The sequence below is a fragment of the Rhizobium sp. BK512 genome, from assembly GCF_014194915.1.
GTDB lineage: Bacteria > Pseudomonadota > Alphaproteobacteria > Rhizobiales > Rhizobiaceae > Rhizobium.
The window spans coordinates 58974-81354 of sequence record NZ_JACIAS010000013.1; the positions used below are offsets into that span (position 1 = coordinate 58974).

Annotated in this window: 18 protein-coding genes; 13 read left to right on the forward strand and 5 right to left on the reverse strand. The window is 58.1% G+C overall.

Annotated features, from left to right (window positions below; translation table 11 throughout):
* Positions 1–8: 8 nt before the first annotated feature.
* The 3 genes from FHX06_RS32965 to FHX06_RS32975 are packed head-to-tail and all read right to left on the reverse strand — an operon-like array spanning position 9 to position 3101.
* Positions 9–1109, reverse strand: coding sequence for a D-TA family PLP-dependent enzyme (locus tag FHX06_RS32965; RefSeq protein ID WP_183882419.1), 1101 nt, complete (start codon positions 1107–1109; stop codon positions 9–11).
* Position 1110: 1 nt separating this feature from the next.
* Positions 1111–2586 (reverse strand): M81 family metallopeptidase, encoded by a 1476-nt coding sequence (locus FHX06_RS32970; RefSeq protein ID WP_183882421.1) that lies wholly within the window; start codon positions 2584–2586, stop codon positions 1111–1113.
* A gap of 29 nt (positions 2587–2615) precedes the next feature.
* Positions 2616–3101 carry a hypothetical protein gene (locus FHX06_RS32975; RefSeq protein WP_112545405.1) on the reverse strand — a complete coding sequence of 162 codons (486 nt, stop codon included), beginning with the start codon at positions 3099–3101 and terminating at the stop codon, positions 2616–2618.
* A gap of 111 nt (positions 3102–3212) precedes the next feature.
* Between FHX06_RS32975 and FHX06_RS32980 the strand changes: the two genes are divergently transcribed.
* From FHX06_RS32980 to FHX06_RS33000, 5 genes are all read left to right on the forward strand, one after another.
* The gene (locus FHX06_RS32980) at positions 3213–3599 is read left to right on the forward strand and encodes a RidA family protein (protein WP_037108793.1); all 387 of its coding nucleotides are present in this window, start codon (positions 3213–3215) and stop codon (positions 3597–3599) included.
* Between the two features lie 25 nt (positions 3600–3624).
* Positions 3625–4488, forward strand: a complete 864-nt coding sequence (locus tag FHX06_RS32985; protein WP_183882423.1) for a MurR/RpiR family transcriptional regulator — start codon at positions 3625–3627, stop codon at positions 4486–4488.
* A gap of 19 nt (positions 4489–4507) precedes the next feature.
* Positions 4508–5284 carry an SDR family oxidoreductase gene (locus tag FHX06_RS32990; protein ID WP_183882424.1) on the forward strand — a complete coding sequence of 259 codons (777 nt, stop codon included), beginning with the start codon at positions 4508–4510 and terminating at the stop codon, positions 5282–5284.
* 30 nt (positions 5285–5314) lie between these two features.
* On the forward strand, positions 5315–7231 hold the full coding sequence (locus FHX06_RS32995; RefSeq protein ID WP_183882426.1) for a beta-N-acetylhexosaminidase: 1917 nt from the start codon (positions 5315–5317) through the stop codon (positions 7229–7231).
* A gap of 236 nt (positions 7232–7467) precedes the next feature.
* Positions 7468–8670 (forward strand): MFS transporter, encoded by a 1203-nt coding sequence (locus FHX06_RS33000; RefSeq protein ID WP_183882427.1) that lies wholly within the window; start codon positions 7468–7470, stop codon positions 8668–8670.
* A gap of 113 nt (positions 8671–8783) precedes the next feature.
* Here the strand turns inward: FHX06_RS33000 and FHX06_RS33005 are convergent, their stop codons facing one another.
* Both FHX06_RS33005 and FHX06_RS33010 read right to left on the reverse strand, forming a co-directional pair.
* Positions 8784–9491 carry a helix-turn-helix transcriptional regulator gene (locus FHX06_RS33005; RefSeq protein WP_183882467.1) on the reverse strand — a complete coding sequence of 236 codons (708 nt, stop codon included), beginning with the start codon at positions 9489–9491 and terminating at the stop codon, positions 8784–8786.
* 891 nt (positions 9492–10382) lie between these two features.
* Entirely contained in the window at positions 10383–11468 is a 1086-nt protein-coding gene (locus tag FHX06_RS33010; RefSeq protein ID WP_113201787.1) for a hypothetical protein, read from the reverse strand.
* A gap of 625 nt (positions 11469–12093) precedes the next feature.
* Between FHX06_RS33010 and FHX06_RS33015 the strand changes: the two genes are divergently transcribed.
* From FHX06_RS33015 to FHX06_RS33050, 8 genes are all read left to right on the forward strand, one after another.
* Positions 12094–12666 (forward strand): PE-PGRS family protein, encoded by a 573-nt coding sequence (locus FHX06_RS33015; RefSeq protein ID WP_112970376.1) that lies wholly within the window; start codon positions 12094–12096, stop codon positions 12664–12666.
* 104 nt (positions 12667–12770) lie between these two features.
* Positions 12771–14486: a type I secretion system permease/ATPase gene (locus FHX06_RS33020; RefSeq protein ID WP_113209133.1), complete on the forward strand. Its 1716-nt coding sequence runs from the start codon at positions 12771–12773 to the stop codon at positions 14484–14486.
* A gap of 14 nt (positions 14487–14500) precedes the next feature.
* Entirely contained in the window at positions 14501–15946 is a 1446-nt protein-coding gene (locus tag FHX06_RS33025) for an HlyD family type I secretion periplasmic adaptor subunit (protein ID WP_113146465.1), read from the forward strand.
* 6 nt (positions 15947–15952) lie between these two features.
* Complete coding sequence (locus tag FHX06_RS33030) at positions 15953–16225, forward strand: transposase (RefSeq protein ID WP_112545414.1); 273 nt, start codon at positions 15953–15955, stop codon at positions 16223–16225.
* A gap of 403 nt (positions 16226–16628) precedes the next feature.
* The gene (locus tag FHX06_RS33035) at positions 16629–18281 is read left to right on the forward strand and encodes a putative bifunctional diguanylate cyclase/phosphodiesterase (protein ID WP_113210374.1); all 1653 of its coding nucleotides are present in this window, start codon (positions 16629–16631) and stop codon (positions 18279–18281) included.
* A 62-nt stretch (positions 18282–18343) separates the two neighbouring features.
* Entirely contained in the window at positions 18344–18856 is a 513-nt protein-coding gene (locus FHX06_RS33040; protein ID WP_113146466.1) for a hypothetical protein, read from the forward strand.
* On the forward strand, positions 18853–20022 hold the full coding sequence (locus tag FHX06_RS33045; protein ID WP_113210286.1) for a class I SAM-dependent methyltransferase: 1170 nt from the start codon (positions 18853–18855) through the stop codon (positions 20020–20022). The genes FHX06_RS33040 and FHX06_RS33045 overlap by 4 nt, the downstream gene beginning before the upstream one ends.
* The gene (locus tag FHX06_RS33050; protein ID WP_183882428.1) at positions 20019–22379 is read left to right on the forward strand and encodes a SpoIIE family protein phosphatase; all 2361 of its coding nucleotides are present in this window, start codon (positions 20019–20021) and stop codon (positions 22377–22379) included. Before FHX06_RS33045 ends, FHX06_RS33050 begins: the two co-directional genes overlap by 4 nt.
* The last annotated feature ends 2 nt before the right edge of the window (positions 22380–22381 follow it).

Genomic DNA, 22381 nt, shown 5'->3' on the forward strand with positions numbered 1-22381 from the left:
TTGGCCACTTACCAGACGAGTCCCCGCGCGGCGACGTCCTCGACGCGCGTGACGATCCCGCTGCGATGGAAGACCATCGTATCGAACAGGTTCGAAACCACGCATGTATGGTTCGGGATGATGAAGAGCTTTTCGCCGATCTGGGGCCGTTGACCGGTGCAAGCCGAAAGGTCGATGACGCCGTGTTCTTCCGACAGGCTGGTTATCCTCGCCTCGGGATATCCGACGACGAGGCCGAAATCGGTAAAACCCTGAAGATCGGAGGTGAGCGCCTTCGAGCCTGCATCAATGACGGCGCGGTCTGCATTCGGCCGCGACACGACAGTCGCCAGGACATGCATTGCACAATCGTCCTGCGTGCAATGTCCCACCCGGATCATCTGACGGTCATTATAGATATAGGTCCCGGCCCGATGCTCCGTCGCCGACTTGACCAGATGCGCCTGAAACAGGCTGGGCGTGCCGCCATTGCTGACGATCGCACAGGCGATGCCCTCTGCCGCCAATTGCTTCAACGTGGCCTGGATGAAAGCTTCGACGGCATCGGCCGACTGCGGCTTCGGATAGGTGAGAATGCCACCAAATACCAGCCCGTCGGCTGCAGCGATATATTTTGCCAGCGAGGCCGCCTGCTCCGGCGTCTGCACACCGCAGCGCGCGCCGCCGGTGTCGCATTCAACGAGGACGGCGAGCGGTTTGCGGCCGGAAAAATGTGCTGACAGCCCGTCGACCGTGACTTGGCTGTCGGCGACGACCTTGAGACCGGAAATACGATCGTTCAGGGCGGCGAGCCGTTCGAGCTTCGGGACTCCTATAATATTGAAGGTGATCAGGATGTCTTCGAAACCGGCGTCGGCAAAGACCTCGGCTTCCGTCACTTTCTGGCAGTTGATGCCCTTGGCCCCGGCCGCGACCTGGGCGGTGGCAAGTGCAGGTATCTTGTGTGTCTTGATATGCGGGCGGAAATTCAGCCCATGCTCGTCCATATAGGACTGAACCCTTGATATGTTGGCGGCCAGCCTGTCTTCGTCGATGATCGGGCGCGGCGTGGAAAGATCAGCGATCCTGTCTCCAGCCTTCGCGACGACGGCAAACCGGTTGTCATGCATCTCAGGCAGCTCCGCGTTCGGTTCCATGAGGATCGGCCACGATCGGCCAAATGGTCTTCGGTGCCCGGCGATAGTTGGTTGTCGCCGGATTGTTGGGATAAGGGGTTCCTGCAGAACAGTACAGGATTTCGGCGGCGATCTTCGAGAAGGATGCGAAGAAATGGTTGGTCGATTTGATCACCAAAATCTTCTGCTTGGTCGGATCGATGCCCATTACTGAAAACAGGCTCGGATCGAAGCTCTGCGCCCGCGTCGAGTTCAGGATGATGTCGATACCGTCAAGCACGATATGCGCCGCATCGCCAAAGGGTGCGAGGCTCTCGCCGAACTGCATCTCGGCGTTCTTCACCAGTTTGACGACCTTCACCATGCCATCGACAGGATTGCCGGTTCCGGGTGCAGATTTCGCGCCGAAGCGCAGCGGGATTTCGGCCCCCTCGCCTGCGGCAAAACAGATCTGAACGGCGACCGGATCCCAGATCGTGCCAACAGCAGCACTTGTTACACCGCGGGCCAGAAGCTCCTCGAGAATGACGGTGGCATCGCCGGCCGTCCCACCGCCCGGATTGTCCCAGACATCCGCAATGACGACCGGCCAGGCTTTGGCAGCCATCGCCCGGGAGACGGCTTCCTTTTCGTCGATCTGCGGCACCATGAAGGTGCCACGCTTGGAAAACAGCTCCATGCCGAGCTCGCGCGCCAGAGCCGCCCCCTTTTGCGGATTGTTGTCGGTGACGACAAGCAGCTTGGTCCCCATCTCCGGCACATCGCCGACCATGAAGCCGTGAACCACCGAGATCGACAGGATTTCAGGATCTTCCTTCTCGATCCGCATGATCTTGTCGACGAAGGAGCGCATCGGATCGCGCGAGGTCGGGAAGACATCGATCATGCGGCAATCGAAAACGGAATTGACCGGCTTGACCCTGCCCTCAAGCGCATCGACGGCGATACGCCAGAGATCCTCGGCGCGATCAACAAAATCTGTATGCGGGAATTCCTTGAAATAGACGGCGAAATTCAGCGCGTCGATGCGCTTCCGGGTCAGATGGCTATGCGGGTCGAGTTCGGCGCAGATCAGGACATCGGGCCCGACGATGTCGCGCATGCGGGTCAGGAGGTCGCCCTCCGTGTCCTCATATCCCGCAGCCACCATCGCCCCATGCAGGCCCATCACAACGGAATCGACGGGCATTGCGGCACGGAGCTGGTCGAGGATTTCGTCGCGCAACCCTTCATAGGCCTGGCGATTGACGAGGCCGGCCGGATCGGCCCAGGCTGCCGTGCCTTCGATCAGCTCCCAGCCCTTTTCAGCGGTGACACGGCGGCCGACGGTGATCGGCGCAGTGCAGAGCGTAGGCGTCTCCGGATGCTGGCCGGGCGGCGCATAGAGGGAGGCTTCGAAAGCGCGGCGATCCACGCAGATCGGGGAAAACGTATTGGTTTCGGTCGCCAGTGCTGCCGTGAAAATGCGCAAGTGATTTGGCCTTGTTTTGCGGCCCTGCTTCAACCCATCGGGTTCGGCAGGTAGCCGGTAAATCCGCAGATCTTCCACCGTCCCTCGTGGAGCCTGCAATAATAGAGCGTCTGCCACTGCATGATATCGCGAGTGCCATCACTCTTCGTCAGGCCCCCATCGAACTTCTTGCGGACAAGCGCCATGTCACCCTCGATCTCGATGTCTTCGAGCGTCGTGGTGGTGAAGATCGCCGTACGCGTATCCTCGGCAAAGCTCTGCGTCGCAAAATCCTTTGCCTGCCTCAGCCACTCATCGCGATAGGCATTGAGTGTGGGGAATGCCAGGCGCCATTTGTCAGGGCTGACCTCTTTGCGGCCATCGATGCCGATGAAGCCTTCCTCGACGAAATCGTCTTGGACCATCGACCAGTCGGCAGTCAGAAAGGCATCGATGTCGCGGGGCACGAGCATCTCCCAGATGGCGTGCCGTGCGGCATCGGAGGACGGGAAAGGATTCTTGAAAGGATCACGCATGTTCGCCCCTGATTTAAATTCTTTTCATAAATGGCGTTTTTCACTGGTCAAAATCTGCTTTCTATGGTCCCTTGTCAACTTATCAAGAAAATAATTTGCAGGGATCCCAGCATGTCCATCAAGCGATATGGCACTGTTCAGACCGGCGCCGGCGGCAAGCCGCTGCCTTTTGCGCGCGCGGTGGAAGCCGATGGCTGGCTCTATGTTTCCGGCCAGGTGGCGATGGAAAATGGAGAGATCATCGACGGCAATATCGTTGCCCAGACGCACAAGACGATCGCCAACGTGCTCGCCATTCTCGATGAAGCCGGATACGGCGTGGAGGATGTTGTGCGCGTCGGCGTCTGGCTGGACGATCCGCGCGACTTCTGGACCTTCAACAAGATCTATCAGGATTATTTCGGCGCACATCCGCCGGCCCGCGCGTGCGTCCAATCGTCCATGATGGTGGATTGCAAAGTCGAGATCGATTGCGTTGCCTACAAGAAGAAGAGTTGACTGACGGATCGGCGGGAGGACGGGCTTGGATATCTTTTCCACATTGCAGGAAGACAAGAGCCGGCTCTCCGCCTCCGAGGGCCGCATCGCCGACATCATCGTCAATGATTTCGAATTCGCGGTGAATGCCTCGATCATCGAGCTTGCCGAACGCGCGGAAGTCTCACCGCCGACGGTGACGCGTTTCTGCCGCCGCCTCGGCTGCGACAGCTTTTCCGATTTCAAGGTGCAGCTTGCCCGCACCGCCCATGTCGGCGTGCGTTATCTGAAGCCGGAATCAAAGAGCAGCGATCCGGCCGATGTCGCCCAGGATATCATTACCAAGGCGCAGAATGCCCTTTTCCTGTTGCATCGCTCACTGGACCTCACCGCGATCGAAGCTGCGGTCGCGCAGATCGCCAAGGCGGAGATGATCTATGCCTTCGGATCGGGCGGCAACTCCTCGATGATTGCCGACGAACTGCAGAATCGGCTCTTTCGGCTTGGCCTCAGGATCACCTCCAGTTCCGACCACAGTATGCAGCTGATGATGGCGGCGGCAGCGAAGGCTGGCGACGTGATCATTGGCTCGTCCTTTTCCGGCCGCAATGCCGAACTGGTGCGGGCTTTTGCTTTGGCACGCGAGGCCAAGGTCAGGACCATTGCGCTGACGCAATCCGACAGTCCGGTCGCTAGAGCCGCCGAGATCGTCGTGCCGATCGATCTTCCGGAAGGGACCAACATCTTCCGCCCGACATCGACGCGTATCGCCTATATCGCAACCGTCGATATCCTGGCGAGCCTTGTCGCCTATGCGATCCAACCGAGGGCGATGACGACGCTGAGACGCATCAAGCAGCAGCTGGTTGCACACCGCGATGGCGATGACAAGCAGCTGCTCGGGGACTGATCAACAAGAGGGAGCGACAATGACGCAATCGGTGGCCATCGTGACGGGAGCAGCAGGTGATATCGGCGCGGCGATTGCCGATCGACTGGCCGTCGATCATGATGTCATCCTGCTTGCGGATATCGATCCCGTCGCTGCGGCAGCCGTTGCCGGCAAACTCGGACCATCCGACCGTTTCGTCCCCATCGAATGCGACGTGACCAGCGAGACAAGCGTTGCGGCTCTCGCCGGACGCGCGGCGGAGATCGGCAGTCTTCGTACCCTCGTCAACAATGCGGGTGCGGCCCGGGCCGTCAGCCTGCATGATACGACGCCGGAGATCTGGCGTGCCGACAATGCGCTCAACCTCGAAGCGGCATTTCTTTGCTTTCGGGCTGTCGAAGACCAGTTGAAGGCGTCGCGAGGCTCGATGGTCAACATTGCCTCGGTCAACGGCATGAATGTGTTTGGCCATCCGGCTTACAGCGCGGCCAAAGCCGGACTTCTGCATTTCACCCGGCTGGTCGCCGTCGAATACGGAAAATTCGGCATCCGCGCGAACGCCGTTGCTCCCGGAACGGTAAAGACGCAGGCCTGGGAAGTCCGTGCCGCTGCCAATCCTAATGTCTTCGAGGATGCCCGCCGCTGGTATCCGCTGCAGCGCGTGGTCGATCCGAAGGACGTCGCCAATGCCGTCGCCTTCCTGGCTGGGCCGCAGGCTGCAGCGATCACTGGCGTCTGCCTGCCGGTCGACTGCGGCCTGACAGCCGGCCAGGCCGAGCTTGCCCGCACGTTTTCCCAGTCCGAGCACTATTGAAATCGAAATAGACAACAAGAGGAACGAGATATGAAGCCGGCCGACTATCGCCTGGAAAGCAGCTGGAACCCTGGTGGCGGGCCGCATGGTGCGTTCACCTTCACGCTTTTCAATCTCTCCGGCGCGGCACTTTCCGGTTTCAAGCTTGTCTACACCTCCCTCACCCGGGTCATCGATGCTTCGGCGTGCGGCAACGCCACGTTTCTGAGACGCAACGCCAATTTTCACGAATTCGAGCCGCCGGCCGGGTTGGCCCTCGCCGCCGGTGAAAGCTGGACCTTCACCGTCGCCGGCTTGCATCGCCCAGCGCGCCATTGCACTGACGGCGCCAAGTCCGCCTATCTGACGCTGTCATCCGGAAAGCATGTGCCGGTTGCAGTTTCCGATCTACTTCTCGAAGGCCGAGTGAGCGAGCCTCCGCCTGCGCTCCTGCCTGAAGGCCGGCTCGACGTGCCCTTTGCCTTGCAGCCATGGCCGGCCGAGATCGATGCGAAGCCGGGCGATAGTTTTCCGGTCATCCTTTATCCGGAGGGCGCCAGCGCAGACGAATTGTCGGCGATATCAACATGCATTTCCCTGACGCGCCGACTTTTCGAAAGCGATCATTCGGTTTTCAATCTGGTTGCCTCGCAGCAAGGCCGCGCTCTCACCTTCAACAAGGACGCCTTGCTCGACGCCGAAGCCTATCGGCTGACGTTCGCGGCCGATCGCGTGACACTTTCCTATTCCGGTTCCGCCGGGCGCCAGTACGGATTGACCTCGCTCGCGCAGATGCTGAACGGCGCGCGCGTCACCAAGGGCAAATTCCGCTTCCCTGTTTCGGGGACGATTTCCGATCACCCCCGCTATAGCTGGCGCGGCTGCCATCTCGACGTTTCCAGGCAGTTTTATCCCGTTGATGACGTCAAGCGGCTGATCGACATTCTTGCCTGGTTCAAGCTCAACATCTTCCACTGGCATCTGACAGATGACGAGGCCTGGCGGCTGGAAATCAAGGCCTATCCGCAGCTGACGACATCAGGCGTGTTGCGAGGTCCGGACGAGCCGCTGCTGCCACAACTCGGCAATGGAGCCGAGCCGGTCGGCGGCTTCTATTCGCAGGACGATGTCAGAGACATCGTCGCGCATGCGAGCTCCCTCAACGTCGAGGTGGTTCCCGAGATCGACATTCCCGGCCACAATGCGGCGACCCTGATTGCCTTGCCCGATCTGACTGATGGACAGGAGGCACCGGAAAGCTACCATTCCGTCCAAGGCTACCCGAACAATGCGCTAAACCCGGCAGTGCCGCTGACCTACGAATTCCTGGAAAAGGTCTTCGACGAAATGGTCGAACTTTTTCCCTCGACTTACATCCATATCGGTGGCGACGAAGTGGCGAACGGCTCCTGGCTCGCCTCGCCGCTTGCCAGGAAGCTGATGGCGGAACAAGGCATTTCCGGCACGTTCGGTCTTCAGTCCTATTTCCTGAAGCAGATCAAGACGATGCTCGACAAGCGCGGTCGCAAGCTTGCGGGCTGGAACGAGGTTGCTCATGGCGGCGGAGTTGCCGCGAAGGATAGCCTGCTGATGGCCTGGGAAAATCCGCAGGTCGGTATCGAGCTTGCCGAACAGGGTTATGATGTCGTCATGACGCCGGGCCAGGCCTATTATCTCGACATGGTACAGGCAGAAGCCTTCCAGGAACCGGGTGCGAGCTGGGCAGGCACCGTGCCGCCGGCTCACACATATGCCTATGAAGCTGCGGGCGAATTCCCCGAGGAATTGAAGCACAAGCTGAAAGGCGTCCAGGCCTGCATCTGGTCGGAGCACTTCCTGTCGCGCGGCTATTTCAACCGGCTGGTGTTCCCCCGCCTGCCTGCCATTGCCGAAGCCGCCTGGACGCCGAGGGCATCGAAGGATTGGGATCGGTTTGCTGCGATCGTGCCGCTAAGCCCAACGCTTTAACATGGTAATCGAGAGTCAGTCGGCGCCACGGTCATTGATCCGGCAGTGGACGCCCCTGCCCCTGGCAAATGTCGGGCGCGACCAGCCTGACCTTTCCATTCAATAGGAAATTCGGCTAAACGGCCAATGCGCCCCTCCCCGCTGGCGCGCCTGACATTGACCCACGGCGATTCTTGCAGGGACGGGAATTTTGCTCGTCTTCGCAGATGCGCTCCAAACCATTGCTGATGATGACGATGAACCGCCTGATCCCCGATGTTTTCCGCAATCCTGCAATCCGGGTGAGCATGATTGCCATCTTCACGTTCGGTTTTGCCGGCGCGACGACAAACCCTTATCGATCCGTGGTCGGTATCGTCGAACTCGGCCTGTCGAACGGGGTTTACTCCGCGCTGATTTTTGCCGCAGCGGCCGTCAACGTGATCGTCAGCATTCTTTTCGGCAATCTTGCCGACCGGCTCGGCGAATACCGCACGATGATGCTCGTTGCCGCGACATTCGGCATTCTCGGCTATGGTGCGGTCTATTTTTTCCCGACGCGGGAAATCTTTGTTCTCAGCGCTCTCCTGCTGCTGCCGGTCTATGGATCGCTGAACTCGTTGCTCTTTGCCAATGTGCGCGCGGCGGCCAGAGGAATGGCGCCTGGCGAGATTGCGACCGTCAATTCCGGGACACGGGCGATGATTTCGCTTTCCTGGGTGCTCGTTCCGGGGTTTACGGGCGTTCTGCTCTCCTCCTCGCCGTCCATGTTGCCGGCCTATCTATTTGCCTGCATATCCTGTCTGGTCTGTGTCGGCCTCATCGGTATCCTGCTGCCGCGGCAAAGCGGCACCGACCGAGCTGCCACGCACCATCTCTCCTATCTTGCCGCTCTCGGCCAGGTGATCTCTCCGAAGATATTCAGTCGGGTAATGGCGATCGCGCTGATCAGCAGCACGCTGCATGTCAACGACGCAATATTTCCCCTCGTCGTCACCGGTGCCGCCCACGGCACGGTCGCCGATATCGGCATTCTCGTGGGGATCGTCGCACTCCTGGAAGTGGTCTTCATTATCGTATGGTCACGCATGCTGCGCGTTGTCAGCCAGCTCACAGCCCTTGCCGTTGGAGCACTGATCTACGCGATCTATCTGATGCTCCTGGCTTTTGCCGATCAACCCTGGCATGTCTACGCCCTCACCCTCATCAGCGGCATAGGCGCAGCGTCGCTGATCTCCGTCCCGATCACCTATCTTCAGGATCTGATAGCTGAGCGGCCAGGTCTTGGCAGCGCGCTGATCTCGGTCAACATCTTCCTCAGCGCCGGACTGAGCGCCGTGCTCTTTGCGGCCGGAACCGCCATCACCAGCTATTCCGGCACGGCTGTCGTCGGCGCTTTCTCTGGGCTTGCCGGGACGGCCTGGCTGCTGTTCCTCGACCGTCGCCGAAGCTCAGGTTGAAGGCTGGAACCCATTGGCACCGCGCTGTTGGTGCAAGCAGCGATGACAGAGTCCCCGCTCTTGGAACCAATGTCTGGACAGGCCGCTGAATATCCCCGCTACGGGAATATCGCCTAACTCGGGGCGACGTCATGCCCGCCGGCGGCTCTTTGAACCAGGCGAGCAACCACCTCGGTGCGGTTCTGCGCCTGCAGCTTGCGCATGATGTGCTGCAGATGCATCTTCACCGTATGCCCCGACAAATTGAGCTTTCCCGCAATGACCTTGTTCGAGCAGCCACTTTGCAACTCTGCCAGCACATCCGCCTCGCGGGGGGTGAAGTCGGCAATCGCCAGATACTGCATCCTGTCATCCAGGCTTTTCTCGGCCTCGTTCCTGGCCGGAATATACTGCTGCGGGCCGTTCGTAACGGCTCCCAGCAGCTGCGGGAAAAATGTTCCTCCTGCCAGTACAAGACGGAGACCGGCAAGAGCGATGTCAATACCGAGTGAAGTCGAGAAGAGGCCACGGATACCCATCGTGAGCGCCTGACGGGCTATGAAGACGTCATCCGTACTTGAGAGCAACGTGACAGGAGCCTCAGGAAAACGTGCAGCAATTGCCGCAAGGTCATCACGCAGGCTGATGCTCTCAATGCTTCTGCCGGCCAAATCCAATGCAATCAAACGCACCTCAGCTCCAAGAGCCCTGTCGAGACTCTCAGTCGAGATCAAATCGATAAAGTTCCACCCGGCAAGCTCATGCTCAAGCAGCTTCACGACGGTGGTGCGTGCCAGTGTAGAATGTTCGATTATGATCACAGTTGGTGCATTGCGCCCCATACGGCGCTTAGTTTTAGCACTGTCGGACACTTTCGTGCTCCCCAGAAGATTTGCAACCCAACAGCCGCTCACATTATTCCTGTTCTCGCTTCATGTCATGAGAAAAAATGAGTGTATTACGGGAATCAATAGTCTGAACTCTCATGATAATTCTTATAGTCTATAAGAATCCGATGAGAGACAACTGGGGCCGTAGAGCACTTTCGAAAGCTTATCTATAAGGAGCTATTGAAGCGACTTGCCGCTGCAGACTTACCAGTCTTCGTCGAATTCACGTATGGCAAGCGGGTCAACAAAGCTTTCAAAGGCACTGAAAAGGCAGGTGATCTGCTATAGATCCGTTCAGGAAAGAGCGGTTGGATATAGTGAGTTGCCGATCGGCTCGGCCTTGTGTCCATATCTCAGTTCAAATCAGTGGCGGATCTCGACGGCAAGACGACCGACGCGAAAGGCGACAAAAGCCTGAGATCGCCGGTAACCCTTTATGATTACTGAAAAACTAGGGTGTTAACGACGCATAGATACCGATTGGCATCCTTTTCACTCTGGCAGCACAGCGCCGGCACTGCCGGATGCCGGCCCGAGGCAGCGGCCTCTGGGGCGAAATCGAGGACAATGGGGATAGGATCATGGTGGGACGTTCGGTATCTCAGTGAGCCGGCCGTTCCGTGTCATATCGGCCCAGGAGACGAAAGCCCGGCGGAGGAAGCAATTCAACAATGGCTTGAAAAATGCCACGAGGAACAGCCTCGTGCGGCTGAGCTTCCGCGATGCAAGTGAAAATGCGCTAGAGCAATTCCAGCAAAAGTGGGAACCGGTTTTGCGTCCGGAATTGCAGAGAAAACAATAAGCTAGAGCATTGAAGGCGAATCTGTTTTCGCCGGAAATGCTCTAGCTGTGCATGAAGCCCAGAATGTCGTCTACGAGAGCCGAATGGGCGTCCGTGAGGTTACCCTCTCCGCTATGGCCCCCGATGCCGGCCATCTGGAGCGCATGCTGGTCATAGAGAACATGATCGACCTGTTGCGCGTCCGCCGTCCCGCCGGCGGGAACGGCAATGTTGATGGGATGGAAATAGCCGAAATTGACGTCGACCATGCTGCCGGTCGACGATCCGGTCCCGCCGCCTCCGCCCGCATGGTTGCCGGTGAAGATCGTGTCCGACGACAGGTTGAAGCCACCGCCATTGCCGCCGATGCCGGCGATCTGCATGGCGCCCTGATCGAAAATGACATTGTTTGTCTGATGAGCCTCAGCCGAGCCGCCTGCCGCGCCGATGGCGATGTTGATCGGTGAGAATATGGCAATACTTATGTCGACCATGCTGCCGACGAAATATCCATTGCCGCCGTGGCCCGCATAAAAGTCGCCGTTCAATGTCAGTGACGTTCCCGGGCTCAGCGAGTCATGGCCCGCAGCATTATGGTCTCCGCCCGAGCCGCCCATACCGCCGATCTGGGTTGCGCCCTGCAGGAAGAGTGCGTTGTTCGTTTGCAGGGCGTGAGCCTCCCCGCCGGGGCCCGCCGCCACGGCCGTATTGACGGGAACAAAGAGCGCGGTTTCGGTGCTGACGAGCCCGCCGTAGAAGAGCCCCATGCCGCCGCTGCCGGCATGACTGGCGCCCTCGCCGCTGCCGATGGCAACGTTGCCGCTTCCGCCATTCCCGCCTATCCCGGCCATTTCGGTGGGATGCTGATTGATGAGCGCATCATTGCCCTGGAAGGCGTCGGCACTCGAATGCGGTCCTGTAATAGCGGCATTGGACGGCATGAAGACGGCCAATGCATTGCTGCTGATCACGCCGTCGCTTATTCCATCACCGCCGCTGCCGGCTGAGCTGTAGCCTGGACCGGAGGCGACATCCAATGGAAGCCAGGTCGGCACCAATGCCAGATGCCCCGCGGCCACGTTGGGGGCGAGGTTTTGATCGGAGCCCGACTTGGGCAGGTCTTCCGATAAGGGACGAGTTTCCGTCATTACCGTCTCCATTCCGCGGACAACCGCACGGCCAACGAGCGTGCAGCGGATGCAGGCTGAATTGTTCAGGCCCTGGATTGCTCAGGTATTGTGCATCTGAACGGACGAAAAGCGGAGCCTGCAATTCGGCTACATCCCATCGGCTGGTTCTGTAGCCATTTGGCTGTGATGAAGGCGGCGCTCGTTAAGCGAGTTTGCCAGCGTCAGATCCGCCTTCCGGTTGGAGGCCCGGCATCCTGCACTCCGCTCGCGCCGCCGCTCATGAGAGTCTCTCAGCGCGGGAAAAGGGCGCATTTGCGGGGGGCAGCCTGATGAGAACCCCGCAACAGAGCTGGCTCCTTCGGATGGCCTGTGCCTCGAAAAGCGGGAGGACACAGACATGACCATAACAATACCATCTCCCGCCATGTGACCAAGTTCACACCAAATAACGTCGCGCGGAATAGAAGTATACATCCAAAAGAACGTCTCCGAATATCTAGATAGTTTAAAGTTTAAATCGCAGGCAATATTTGCACGCGGTTGTATTGGCTGGCGGTGGCTTCCTGAATACCCACACCGTAGGGAAAAGCCGTAGAAGGAACTCGGACGAAACGAAGTAAACGAAGTAGAAGGAGTGATATCAATGCCTATTCCACAATTGTCTGACACGATCTATCTCCACAACCCTGATGCGGGTGACGCAAATGCCGGCAACGGCGGCGATGGCATCAACCATGGCAATATCGACTACAACCCGGTTGCTTATGTAGATCCCGTTCAAACGGTCTACGGGGCAGATACCCATCTGCACAACGGCGATCACGTTTGGCAGGGGGCAGATTGGGACGCTGGCGGCGGTGGACCCGGCGGTTTCAGCCAGGCCCAAAACGGCTTCCTGGCATCGCTCACCAGTGGCGCCGGCGGCGCAGGAGGGGCTGCTACCTCTAACGGCAGCCAAGGAAACACGAGCGGCGGCGATACGGCTACGGTGAATGCGGCTACGACTGCAACACAGTATACCCAGCTCGTGGCCGATCAGCATGCCACCATCCTGGCAGGCGTCGGCGGCAACGGCGGCAACGGTAACAACGCTCTCGGCGGGGACATCTCGTCAGCAGTCGTTCACACAAATCCCGAAACGACGACGGTGAACAATGCTCTCGATCATTTCATAAACGCCTTCGGCCATATCGACGTCAGCCATCTCGGCTCGTGAACTCAAGGTTCTGAGGGTCGCCGGCTTCGGCTGGCGACCCTCCTGTATTGCTGAACCGGCAAGCAGCCTCTTCGTGTCAGTATCAAATGCAGCGAGATCTGATAATGGCAACGATTTCCATAAAACCATTGCGCCCGCAGACCCACCTCGTTGTGGCGCTTCGAGCTTGCGCCGGCGCCTTCGGGTTGGTCTTCCTCTATAGCTGCGGCTACAATCTCTTTCTTCTTGCGCCTTCCATCTATCTCTTGCAGATCTATGACAGGGTCCTGTCGAGCCGGAGCGCCGACACGCTGCTGATGCTGACCCTGATCATCGCCGTTGCCGTCCTGGTCGGGTCGATGCTGGATATCGTGCGCAGGGCAGCTCTTTCGCGCATCGGCAGCTGGCTGGACCACAGGCTGCGGCCCATGGTGCTCACCGCATCATTCGAATACGCCACTCTTGCCGATACGGGAGCCGCCACGGAGTGCTACCGGGACCTGGCCGCATTGCGCCAGTTTCTCGATTCACCGGCCAGTTCCCTCTTTTTCGACGTTCCCTGGGCGCCAGTATTCCTGCTCCTGCTCTTTCTCGTTCATCCGCTGCTCGGGACCATCGGTCTTCTGAGCGCAGTTGCACTTCTGCTGTTTGCGTTCCTGACGGAAGTGGCGACGAAAGAGCCGCTTACCCAGGCCAATTTTGCGCTTTCGAGCAGCTATATCCGATTTGCGACCGCGCTCAAGAACATCGAGGTGATCAGGGCGATGGGCATGCAGGATGGCGCTGCACAGATCGTCTATCGCGATGCAGAAATGGGAAGAAAGGCGCTGGACGTCGCGATGCATCGGACAGAAATCATTCTTGGTTTCTCCAAATCGATCCGCACGCTCGCGCAGATCCTAATGATGGGATCGGCGACATGGCTGGTGCTCGTAAACAGCGGCAGTCCCGGCATCATCTTCGTTGCGAGCCTGCTGCTCGGGCGCGGGCTTGCGCCAATCGAGGGCGCAATCGGGGCATGGCGCTCCTTCACGTTTGCGCGCAATGCCTTCAATCGCTTGAACAGAATGCTGATAACAGTTGCCTCGGAACACGATGGGAGAATAGTGCCGGTTCCGGAGCCTAACGGCCTTGTGCTCGATAATGTCAGCTATGTCAGGCCATTCGCCGATCGGCCGATATTGACCGGGATCACCCTGCGCCTGGCACCTGGCGATTGCGTAGCGCTGATTGGTCCGTCGGGATCGGGAAAATCAACGCTCGGTCGCGTCATAGCCGGCGTCGTGCCGGCCACGAGCGGATGTGTTCTTCTCGGCGGCGTGGATATCTCGACCCTGCGCCTTTGCGGGGGAACCCGCCATGTCGGATACCTGCCCCAGGACATCGAACTCTTCGGCGGAGCGATCAAGGATGTGATCGGTCGGCTGGACGGAGGAGATCCCGGCAAGGCGATCGACGCCGCAAAGCTGGTCGGATTGCACGAAGCGATCATGCGGCTTCCCCGGGGCTACGAGACCGATATCGGCGAAGGGGGAAACCTGCTCCTTCGGGCTCAGCGCCAACAGCTGGGACTGGCGCGCGCAGCCTATGGAAATCCATCTCTCGTCGTTCTCGACGATCCGAATTCGAGCCTGGATTATGAAGGCGAACGCATGCTGTTCACGGCGATCGAGCGCATGAAATCCCGCGGGATGACCGTCATCGTCATAACGCACCGGATGGGGATCCTGCCGGTCACCAACAAGATTGCCATCATGCGCAACGGGACGGTGGCTGCCTTCGGCGACAGCGACCGTATCTACGATACCTATCTTCAGCCACCATCTCGAACAGGAACATAGGGAAGGATGCGGCCGTGACCTTTGTTCAGTTGGACGCAGCGCTGGCGAGATTTTCAGACCTGTCGAAGACGGGTTTGCGGTTGGCTCACCGATCGACAGCGCCAGCCAGGCGACAGGCAGGCTCTTTCCCGGTCATCGATCCGAAACAGCGCGGGCCCGCGCCGCCCTCGCCCATGCCCGGGCTCAGAGGCGTTGTCTGGACGGGCAACCTTTTGATCCTGGTCTTCATCGTCGGATTGGGTATCTGGTCGGTTCTGGCGCCGCTTAAAAGCGCTGCGGTTGCATCCGGCGTTATCGAACCGGAAACCAGCCGCAAAACCATTCAGCATTTGGAAGGCGGGATTGTGCGGCGGATCCTCGTCAAAAACGGCGATGCGGTCATGGGCGGGCAGATCGTGATAGAGCTCGACGATACCAAGTTCCGCTCGGAGCGCGACAGCATTCAAGGGCAACTTTGGGACGCCGAAGGAAGCCGTGCGCGCCTTCTCGCTGAGCAGACGGGGGCCGACCATGTCACCTATCCCGGGGATCTCAGGGCAGCAATGGAGAGATATCCCTCGGTCGGCGCGATCCTGACCGGGCAGCAGAAAATTTTCGAAGCCCGCCGGCGCGTCATGCAGGCGGAAATCCAGATCGCCAATGAAAAGATCGCGCAGGTGCGGCAGGAAATCGCCGGACTTGGCGCGCAGAAGGCGGCACTGGCCGGCAGAACCGCAATCTCGAGCGAGGAGATGGATCAGGTTACGACCCTCAACGCCAAGGGACTGGAAAAAAAGAGCAGGCTTCTCAACCTCCAGCGGGAAAAGGCAGATCTCGATGGCCAGGAGGGGCAGGTCGAGGCGCAGATCTCTCGCGCATACCAGGTGATCAGCGAGTCCCAGGCCGATATCGCAAAGCTTGAGAGCGACCGGTTGAGCGAAGTCGCCCAGGGCATGCGCGATACGGAAAGCCGGATCATGCAATTGCGCGAGCGCTTGCGGGCGATCGACGACCAGCTTGCAAGGACAGATATCCGGGCTCCAGAAGATGGAACGATCATGAACCTGCGCATCCACACGGCCGGTGGCGTGGTCGGCGCGGGCGAACCGCTCGTCGATCTCCTGCCGCGCTCCGATCGCCTCATCGTGTCCGTCCACGTAAGACCGGAAGACATGAACCTCGTCCGTGCGGGGCTCGAGGCACAGGTTCACCTCCTTCCCTACAATCAGCGGCGCGTCCCGCTCCTGAAAGGTCGTGTCGAATATGTATCGGCCGACCGTCTCATCGATCAGCAGAGCGGCCAGCCCTATTTTGCCGCAACGATCCGTGTAACGGACGAGCGGCTGGCGAAAATGAGAAATGTCGAACTGGTCGCCGGCATGCCCGCGCAGACACTGATTGAAACGGGTCAAAGCAGCGTGGCGCTCTATGCCGTCAGGCCACTCCTCGATAGTTTCAACAGAGCATTTCGCGAGGACTGACCGGTGATGGGCAAGAGAAAATTCGATGACGACCAGATTACGGGCATTCTGAAGGAACACCAGGCCGGGGTTACGGTAGCGGATGTCTGCCACAGGTATGGCATCAGCGAGCCGACCTTCTATCGGTGGCAGTCCCTGCAATTCGGCAATGTCAGTCTCTACGCCAAAAAAATGCGAGCGCTGGAGGAAGAGAACCAGAAGCTCAAGAAGCTTTTGGCGGAAGCCATGCTGTCGGCAGCAACGCTGAGCGAGATGCTGGCCAAGACCTCGAGAAGTTGAAGTTAACTTCTAGACAGAGGCCTTGCTTGCCCTATTGGTGCGGCCCAAGATCCCGCTTGCCAGCCGATCTATGCTAGCGGAAATCCCGTTTCAATCTCCTCCTCGGGACGGCGGCGGACCAGAACGAGACCACTACATCCCCTTTCCTACGGCTCAGCGTCGATGACGCCACTCCATATTCTGAGACTACGCACTTAGCTCTCTCGCACAGCTACACTTTTAGATATATATTGAGGACGGCACGGCGATTGACACGCCTGCCGAAGGTTGTGTTGCTCGCGTGGAAGGAGATTTGAACATTTTTAATCATCACTACCTAAATTAGAAAATTCATAGATATATTGTGGCGGCGTTCAGTTGCGGTGATCGTTCTCAGGGAAATTCGACCATGGAGAGCTCAGACATGCGTAAAGCTCGTGCCGCAGGCACGGCTCCTGAAAATAGACAGGAACATGCCTCGAGTCCGATCGATAGGCTTTTGTTCTTTGACCGCGATTTCAATCCGATTGGAAATTTGCCGGGCGATGAACTGCCCGCCGCGCTTACACCCGCGATGTCGCTGTGGGAGCATTTTCCGGAGCTGGACAAATCGGCAACCACTCAGGCACTCCAGTCAATGGGCGAAGGCGTCCAATCCCTGCGATTATCGGTCAATCTCAGCAAACCTGGTTCGCAACGACTGACCATCTTTCAGATCGGCAATATGTACGCCGTTGTTCGATCCGGCGATCGCCTTGATGACGAACGGGCAACCCTACTGCATCTGGCAACCCACGATCCGTTGACGGGCCTGCCCAATCGACGCCAGTTTGGCGAGGATCTCGCAACGTCCTTGACGGAAATAATTGCCTCCGGCGAGACCTTGTCTCTGATGCAGCTTGACCTCGACGACTTCAAGCCCGTGAACGACACGCTGGGACATCCGGCCGGGGACAAGCTTCTTCAACTTGCTGCAAGCCGCATTCAAGGATGCCTTGCGGAAGACGACAGGGCCTATCGCCTCGCAGGTGACGAATTCATGGTCATCTCCATGGGCCCGGGACATCCGCTCAAGGGTCACCAACTGGCGGAAGCCATTGTTTCGGAATTTCAAAAACCCTTCACTATCGATGGCATCGCGGTGTTTGTCGGTAGCAGTGTTGGTGTCTCGAGCGCTCCGCCGGATGGCGCCAGTCCCGAGCAACTTATGAAGGCGTCCGACGTCGCACTCTACGCGGCGAAGAAGGAAGGTCGCGGTCGCGCAAAATCGTTTGATCCTTCAATGCTTGAATTGCTGGAGCAGCGCGAACTGCTGCGCCGCAGCCTTCGAATGGCCTTGGCAAAACACCAATTCTCGATGGAATACCAACCGATCGTGGAGGCCAGTACCATCGTCGGTTTCGAAGCGCTCCTGAGGTGGCACCACCCCTTGCTCGGAAGTATTCCTCCAAGCACCTTCATTCCGATGGCCGAAGCAGATGGCTTGATGCCGGAAATAGGTGCATGGGTTTTGGAACAGGCCTGCCGGGAAGCGATGAACTGGCCTCAGAACTACATCGTCGCCGTCAATGTATCGGCGGCTGAATTCCTGACAAATGGCCTTACCGATCGGATTTCTCAAACGCTGGATCTTGTCGGATTTCCATCGGATCGCCTTGAGCTCGAAATAACCGAAAGCGTTCTGCTCGAGCGAACCGTCAACAACATCGACACCCTCAATACTCTCAATGTGCTCGGCATCAGAATCGCCCTCGACGACTTCGGGACAGAGTATTCATCCCTCAGTTATCTAAAGACATTCCCTTTCGACACGATAAAGATCGATCGGTATTTCATTACGGATCTCGAGAGCGATTTCAAAAGCCAGGCAATCGTCCGCTGTGTCGTTGAGCTCGCTCACGGCCTCCACATGCGCGTAACCGCCGAGGGGGTTGAGACGGAACAGCAGGCGGAATGGCTGCGCAAAGCAGGATGCGACAGGCTGCAAGGCTATTTGGTCAGCAGACCGCTGCCGATCGCGGCGATCAGCGAATTTATCCATCGGACGACAGCATCTCAAAGCCGCGCAACATCGTGAGTGCGAGCGTTGCGACACGTTTCAAGGACGGCAAGCGCCATCCAAGTACAACGGAGGATGTATTGGAAGAGATAGCATCAAGCATCGATCACCATCCATTCGCCCTCATGCTGTCGCTGGAAATGGACGTCGCGCTGGTGAAATCCGAATGGAGATTTTGCGACAGAATTACCGAATATCTCTCTGATATCCTTGGCCAGGGCCAGAGCGATCCCGCCCGATATTCGAATTTTCTTTCGGTCGCGGCGAACGAACTTGTTGAGCTTGCTTTCCGCTGGTCGGGTCAATCAGGTTTGATGAGTTTCAGCCTCCATCGAAACGCAACGACAAATCGCCTGACAATTGAACTCCCGTATCATGACATGTCCGGTGGCCGTCACACAGAGACTAGATTGATCGAGGCCCGCCCTGATCTCGTCGTTGAAGCAGGAGATGGCAAGGTGTCCACGGCCGGCACGACGGCGCTGCTAGAAGATTTGGCGACAATATTTCGCACAGCGATCCGGATCGAAACGGACGGTGTGCGGAGCACGAGGATCGTCGCGGATTTTCCCTTGGCCGAGGATTTTCGATGAACCACGCAGCACCCTTCTCGGTTCTTTTTGATCCGACAAACCAGGAGGTGGTCCTGTCCGGCAAGATACGGCCAGAACGTGCTGCAGAAATTGCCGATGCCCTGTCGCTGGTGCAGCAAAGTCTGGAGAGGTACAGCGGGGTCGTTTACCTCAATGTCAAACGTCTGACTCATATCAACATGACCGCCTTTTCGGCCCTCGCAGATATCCTTGCGGAAAGCTGCCGGACGAGGCCGGAGCGGAAGATCGTCATTGTAACCTCAAGCGTGATGGAATGGTCGACCCCGGTTTTTGAAAAGCTGGCAAAACACCACCCCAACTTGACGGTGGCGGTTTATGACTCGGCATTTTATCCGGGTCAGAGCTTCGTGGAGGACGAGGCGTTCATTCCCATTCTCCGTACTCAGACCAAAATGACCTGGAGGCATGAGAAGGAACTATTGCCTCGTCACGGTCTGCGTAGCGGTCTCGCTGTTGCGGACATCTGCTGCGGGATTGGTGATTTCGCAGCCTTGGTTCAACGGGAATTCAAGCCGTCCCGCCTTGTTGCGCTCGATCACTCGGTGCGCAGCCTGGAATACGCCCGGAGAGTGGCTGCGGACTTCGATTTGAAAGAAATCGAATACACTTATGGCGACGCGTCCCAGATGCTGCTTCGGGACAATCAATTCGACTTTGTGACGTGCCGGCATTCTCTCCAGATTTTCGATCGTCCGGAGATACTGCTGCGCGAGCTCTATCGCATCTGCAAGCCCGGCGGTCGCGTCTATATTACCAACGAGAAAAACTCTCATTGCCTGGGGGAGCCGCATGCGGAAACGATCAGGTGGACATATGAAGAAGTCGCCAGATTGTTCAGCTACTTCGACATGGATGTCGAGATGGGGCCGAAAAGCCGCCATCTGCTTGCCGACGCCGGCTTTGACGCGATCAAGGTCGATGCTTTCATGGTAACGAACCTCGACGGCGATCCCCAGGACTTCGCCGACATCATCGAAGCCTGGGAAAACGTCTATGCAGGCCAGATGGCTGTCCGCCGGGGGGATACGCCGGAGTTCATTCGCAGGTTCAGGCAGGGGTTTAAAGACCACGTTTTCGCGGCCCTTCATCCGAAGGGCTATGCGGGCTGGCCGATCTGGGCGGCGTCCGGCCGAAAGCCAGCATGATGGGCGGAAGATTTTCGAAAAGACCGATAAAGCTGGGCTCGTTCCGTGCAAAGTTCATATTGGTCGTCGGCGGAGCAGTCCTGTTCGATCTGCTGGTGAGCGGAGGATTGGCACTCTGGAATGTGCAACGGCTGTCACGCGACGCAACGCTGGAGGTCGGGCAAGGCCTCGAGGCGGCAAGCCAGGAATATATCGTGACATATGCCGACTCCACCGCTGCCCAGGTCAGTTTGTTGTTTCGGCAGGTCCACAGCGATGTTGGCGAGCTGGCTGGCGTGCTTCAGGCACAAATCGACAATCCACAGCGCAATTCCGACGTCGGCGCAGCAATCGCCCGAACCTCTCCCGGCGCCGTGAACCTCGCTTATGACCAGAAGGGCAACTGGTCTCAAAACGCTCCGGGCTCGGTCTCCGTTGTGAGTGTCTGGGGCTACCTGCTGAGGCCCGACCACAGTCCCAGACCTGATGTCGAAGCCGACATCCAGACGAGTGCGGTTCTCGACATCGTAGCCCCGAGTTTGCTGCAGCACGGTTCTTCCAAACTCCAGATGTATTACATTGGCCCGAAGGAAAGGCCGATTTTCAGAACCGCACCATATACGGACCAAGCCCAGACTTTCGATCGTCTCTATCCCGGTCACAACAATGAAAATTTCTGGCACTTCTTTTTTCCCGGGCTCTACGAATCTTGGCAGGGCTGGGCCGCCAATATGAATTCGCGGCCGGTCGCAGAGGATATCACGCAGACAGCGCCATATACCGATGCGATTACCGGGAAGCTCATCGTGAGTTTCTTTCATCCCCTATGGACAGCCGACAGGAAGGACGTCGCCGGCGCCGCTGGCGCGGACATTACGCTCGACCAACTCGCGCAGACCGTTGAAAACGTTAAAGTGGCCCAATCCGGGTTTGGTCTTCTCGCAATGTCCGACGGGAACGTCGTCGCGATCAACCATACAGGCGAGGAAACTCTGGGCCTGCGATCCGCGAGCGATGCGAGCGGAACAGGCGTGACTGGGCTAGAGCGGTCGTTGAAGGGAAGTTCACAGCCAGAAATTGCGAAAATGGCCCTGGACCGCGAACAGGGCATTCAGCATCTATTGTTGGAACGAAACGGGCAAAAAGTTCCCTACATCGTGATCGTGAAGAAACTCCCTGCGACCAATCTCTGGTCCAGCGGCCCGATCCGCCAAGAAGCGATGTCCCTCGTCCTGGTCGTACCCGAGCGGGAAATCGACGCTTCCCTGTATGCGGCGCAAGCCAAGATTTCCGAGGCCACGAACCGCATCGTGCTCTATCAGATCCTGGCAATCGCGATGTCGCTGGCGATCGTCACCATCGCGGTGCTTGCAGCATCAAAGCGAATAACGAGCGGTATCAGTGCTCTCGCCGATGCCGCAAGAAGGATCCAGACGAAGGATTACTCGGTACGGGTTGCCATCGCCAGCAGAGACGAGGTTGGCGAGGCCGGAGAAGCATTCAACAGGATGGCCGAAGAGATCAGCTTCCACACCGAAAATCTCGAGCAACTCGTCGAGGAGCGAACGGCGCAGATCGAGGATGCAAAGGAAGAGATTTCCACGTTGAACGCTCAGCTTCAGCGAGAAAATCGACGGCTTGGGACGGAACTGGCCGTCGCCGAGAGAATCCAGCTGATGGTGCTGCCGTTGCATCAGGAGCTCGACGAAGTGCAGGCGCTGGAAATAGCGGCATATATGAGACCCGCAGAGGAGGTCGGTGGCGACTATTACGATGTTTTGAAAAGCGGCCATCGCCTGAAAATCGGCATTGGCGACGTCGCCGGGCACGGGCTCGAAAGCGGAGTCTTGATGTTGATGGTTCAGTCGGTCGCTCGCGCGCTGCAGGAGGCAGGCAATGCCGATGCAGTCAAATTTCTCACCGACCTTAATAGTGCGCTTTTCAAGAATATCGTGAGAACCAAGATCGACAAGCACCTCACTTTGGCGTTCCTTGATTACGATGGAAAAGAAATGATCCTGTCCGGCCAGCACGAAGAGGTGATCGTTATACGGACGAACGGTGAGATCGAGCGTATTGATACGATGGATCTCGGAATACCGATCGGGCTGCAGGCCGACATTTCCGAGTTCATCAAGACGCGCAGGATAGCGTTCGAGAAGGGCGACCTCATTCTTCTCCACACAGACGGCGTGACGGAAGCCGAAAACGACGCTGGAGAACTGTTTGGCATTGAACGTCTGTGCCACGAGGCACTTCGCGTCAAGAACGAAAGTGCCGACAAAGTCGTCTCCGGAATCGTGGCGGCATTAATGCACTTTATCGGGTCACATAAGATCCATGACGACATCACACTTCTCGCAGTACGACACAGGTGATG